This window comes from Coleofasciculus sp., assembly GCF_046539235.1.
In the GTDB taxonomy this organism is placed as follows: Bacteria; Cyanobacteriota; Cyanobacteriia; order Cyanobacteriales; family Coleofasciculaceae; genus Coleofasciculus.
The window spans coordinates 1-3,098 of record NZ_JBKHHI010000584.1 but is presented as its reverse complement, the minus strand read 5'-3'; the positions used below and the strand labels follow the sequence as shown (position 1 = coordinate 3,098).

Here is a 3,098-nt window from a genome sequence, read left to right as displayed (position 1 = left end):
AGTTAGGCGCTCAGGCGTTTACTCATGGGAGTGATGTTTATTTTGGGGCGGGGAAAGAGCCGGGGAATAATGAGTTGACGGCTCATGAGTTGACTCATGTAGTGCAGCAGAATGGTAAAGCGGTTCAAAGCCAGCCTGTCTTTAGCAAACAAGGAAAGGAATCCCATCCAGAAGAGGGGGAACAAGAACAGCTTCAAGCAAAGGAACTCTCCAGTCACATTTCTGGTGAAACCGTGAATAAGGAATTGCGCTTGCAAGCTGAGCAATTGGGTCAAACGCAGACTGTTGATCGATCACAAATTGCTGAGGAGGAAAAATTACTAAAGCAGCCGCTAGGGGAAGCGGAGGAAAAGGCTGTCCAGATGAAGGGGATACAGCAGCGATCGTCTTTAAATGAAATAACCATTGCCTCAAGCCGTAATGCTGAACAAAAAACAGGTAATGAGGGAACGGATAGGTTGGCTTGCTTTTGCGATCAAAACTATAACATGACAGTAGTCTGGACGTTGATAGCTAATCGTGGAGATCGTATCAGTAGCTATCGTCTCTGGCTTAATTTTCGCGATGGTCAAGTAAGAACTATTCCACGCGCACCTTTGAGAGCTAGAAGGGTTGTAACAGATCAGATAACGATTCAATACACTCAAAGTGCCAATATCGGTCGAGTAAGCCTCACGGGAGAAGCACAGGTAGGTAATCGAGAAACTGGCGTAAGGCGTGTGCTCCTACTTCCTCTCGAAACTTATTGCAGTTTTGAGGATAACAACCCAAACTCCCAAGAAAACCCACCTCAAAATCTACCAATTATTTGGCCCCGATGGGCAGGTTTTGGCTTGCCAACCCGCTCGCAATCGCGTCCGAACGTAGATAAAGTATATGTCGGAAAACGCTTAACAAGAACTAGACCAGGTAGGCGAGACCCAAATTTACCGAACCAGTTCAGAAGGCAATATAACATATCAGACGGACAAGCGGTTCACCATCTAATTCCGCTTTTTCTAGGAGGTCAAGACATCATAGGAAATTTAGTTGGGGTTTGGGGACAAAATCATACGAGAGGGCATTCAGCTTTGCGAGAGCAAGCACAGCTAACGAATTACGGCGTATCAACCAATCTTTATAGACACCCTCCAGGGACGACTTACAGAGTTGCTGCAATTAGCTAAGTTGGTTATGAAAAAACTAATTCGTTTGCTGAATCAAGCCGAACAGCATCTAGATAATCTTCGAGACTATCGAGGAAGCGACCATCGTCAAGTCAGGGAAGAAATTCAAAAATTTTTCACTGTAGAAAACCAGATTCGGGCTTTATCCAATGTCAGGAATCGACTTGAGAAGATCGCCCTAAGTTCTTTCGAGTCTAACTTAAGTCGATATTCTCAGATGGCCTGCCTCATCTTAGCTCGCTCGGGCTGGCCTGGCTCAGCTTCAATCGTCCTCAAAGGGGCTTGTCAGTCTACAGGAGCGATAATGCCTCTACTTCATTTAGCTCCCTCCTCGGAAACGATATCAGCCCTAGAAACTGAGATAGCCAGACAGCAAGAAAAAGATTCACCAGAAATTGCGGTTTACGCCTTAGTTGAAGCGTTGACTCGCCAGCGTTCGGCTGAGGTAATTCCGACTGTCCTTTCCTACATTCAGGGTAATAGCGACTGGTGGGGTTGTGCCTCTATTCTTTCTCAGCTAGTGACCTTGATGCCCGAGCCAGGATTGCTGGTTGCCCAAGAAATCGAACAACAATCTCAAGGAACATTATCCCTAACTGCTTTAGGATTAAGAGCTGTTTATCAGAGTCAAGATGCCTACGAACACTTGCTCAGCCAGGTTGGGAAGAACAACGCGGAAGAGGAGACCATTTATTTCTGGTTGGGAAACATTCCTCGTCAGGAATCCTTGGATAGGCTCTTGCCCGCCTTAAACCACCCATCAGAAGACATTCGGCTCAAGGTACTCACGAGTTTGAGCTTGTTCGGAGATCGTCAGGTATATCGGCATATTATTCCGTTGTTATCCGATGCATCAATTGATGTCGTTGAACAGGCGACAGGTACTCTTTGGGATTGGTTAGATGAAGACTTACAGGAGTTTGAAAAAAGTTGTAAATTTAAGACCGAAGTGAGTTTGATGAGTGAAAGTCAAAGCGAATTTGAAAAGATTGCCAGAGCTAGATTGGAGACAATGGAACCCAATCGGCGTTATTGTGGCAAACAGCTATATTTACCTATTCGTCACTTACATCAAATTGAAAGTGGAATATTGCCAAGATACCATTGGTACCAATGGGTAGCAACGACGGGAATTTACAAACCGTTTAGGGAATGGGGAGATTTACTAGATAATTTTACGGCATTAGATGAGTTGATCGGTTGGTATCAACAAAACGCTGCTCAATTTGAAGTCGGTTATTATTATTATCACGGCAGAAAATGTTCAGCTAGATTATAAGACCGATGTAAAGTCCAATGGGATTAGCCATGCATAAGTACCTGGACATAAATTTTGTTAACTGAGTGCGATCACATGATCTTGTAGGGTGGGTAAATTACGTTAATTTAACAATTTCACCAAAAATTATATCCATATTGCCCACCCTACTCGCCGACTTTATCTTCTAAATCTCGAAAATCCGGAACTTGTGGTAAATTCGCACCACAATGACATCCCCAATCTACTTGATACCTACCAGCTTTCACCCATTTGTCAAAACTGCAATATATCCACAAATGAGGACAAGACACCAAACCATGCTTAACTGGATTGTAATGAATATAATCTAAATGCTTGTTTAAATCATCCTCGTCACGAATCGTATGTTCCCAAAACCGACGTTGCCAAACATCACTTTCTCGGTGCTTACGGCGAGAAGCAGAAATCTCGACAGAAAATGCAGATTTCCCCCGTAAAGAGCGCGTAAATAACACCTTAAATCGAGACACACGCTGAGAATAATCAGAATCATTTGCTGGTAACGTCCAGATCAAATGAAGATGATCCGGTAAAACAACGGCGGCGGTGATGTCAAAGGGTTTTTCTTGACGCATTTTCGCGATCGCCTTCCGTAACCGAGATATATTTTCAACCTCTGAGAATAGAGGAAT

At 43.9% G+C, this 3,098-nt stretch carries 3 protein-coding genes; 2 read left to right on the top strand and 1 reads right to left on the bottom strand.

The window, feature by feature from the left end:
- Both ACLFWI_RS28860 and ACLFWI_RS28855 read left to right on the top strand, forming a co-directional pair.
- A partial coding sequence (locus ACLFWI_RS28860) for an eCIS core domain-containing protein (protein WP_446415789.1) occupies nucleotides 1-1,166 on the top strand: 1,166 nt, incomplete at its 5' end.
- A gap of 7 nt (nucleotides 1,167-1,173) precedes the next feature.
- Nucleotides 1,174-2,445 carry a HEAT repeat domain-containing protein gene (locus ACLFWI_RS28855; RefSeq protein ID WP_446415788.1) on the top strand — a complete coding sequence of 424 codons (1,272 nt, stop codon included), beginning with the start codon at nucleotides 1,174-1,176 and terminating at the stop codon, nucleotides 2,443-2,445.
- A 146-nt stretch (nucleotides 2,446-2,591) separates the two neighbouring features.
- Here the strand turns inward: ACLFWI_RS28855 and ACLFWI_RS28850 are convergent.
- A partial coding sequence (locus ACLFWI_RS28850) for an REP-associated tyrosine transposase (protein WP_446415787.1) occupies nucleotides 2,592-3,098 on the bottom strand: 507 nt, incomplete at its 5' end.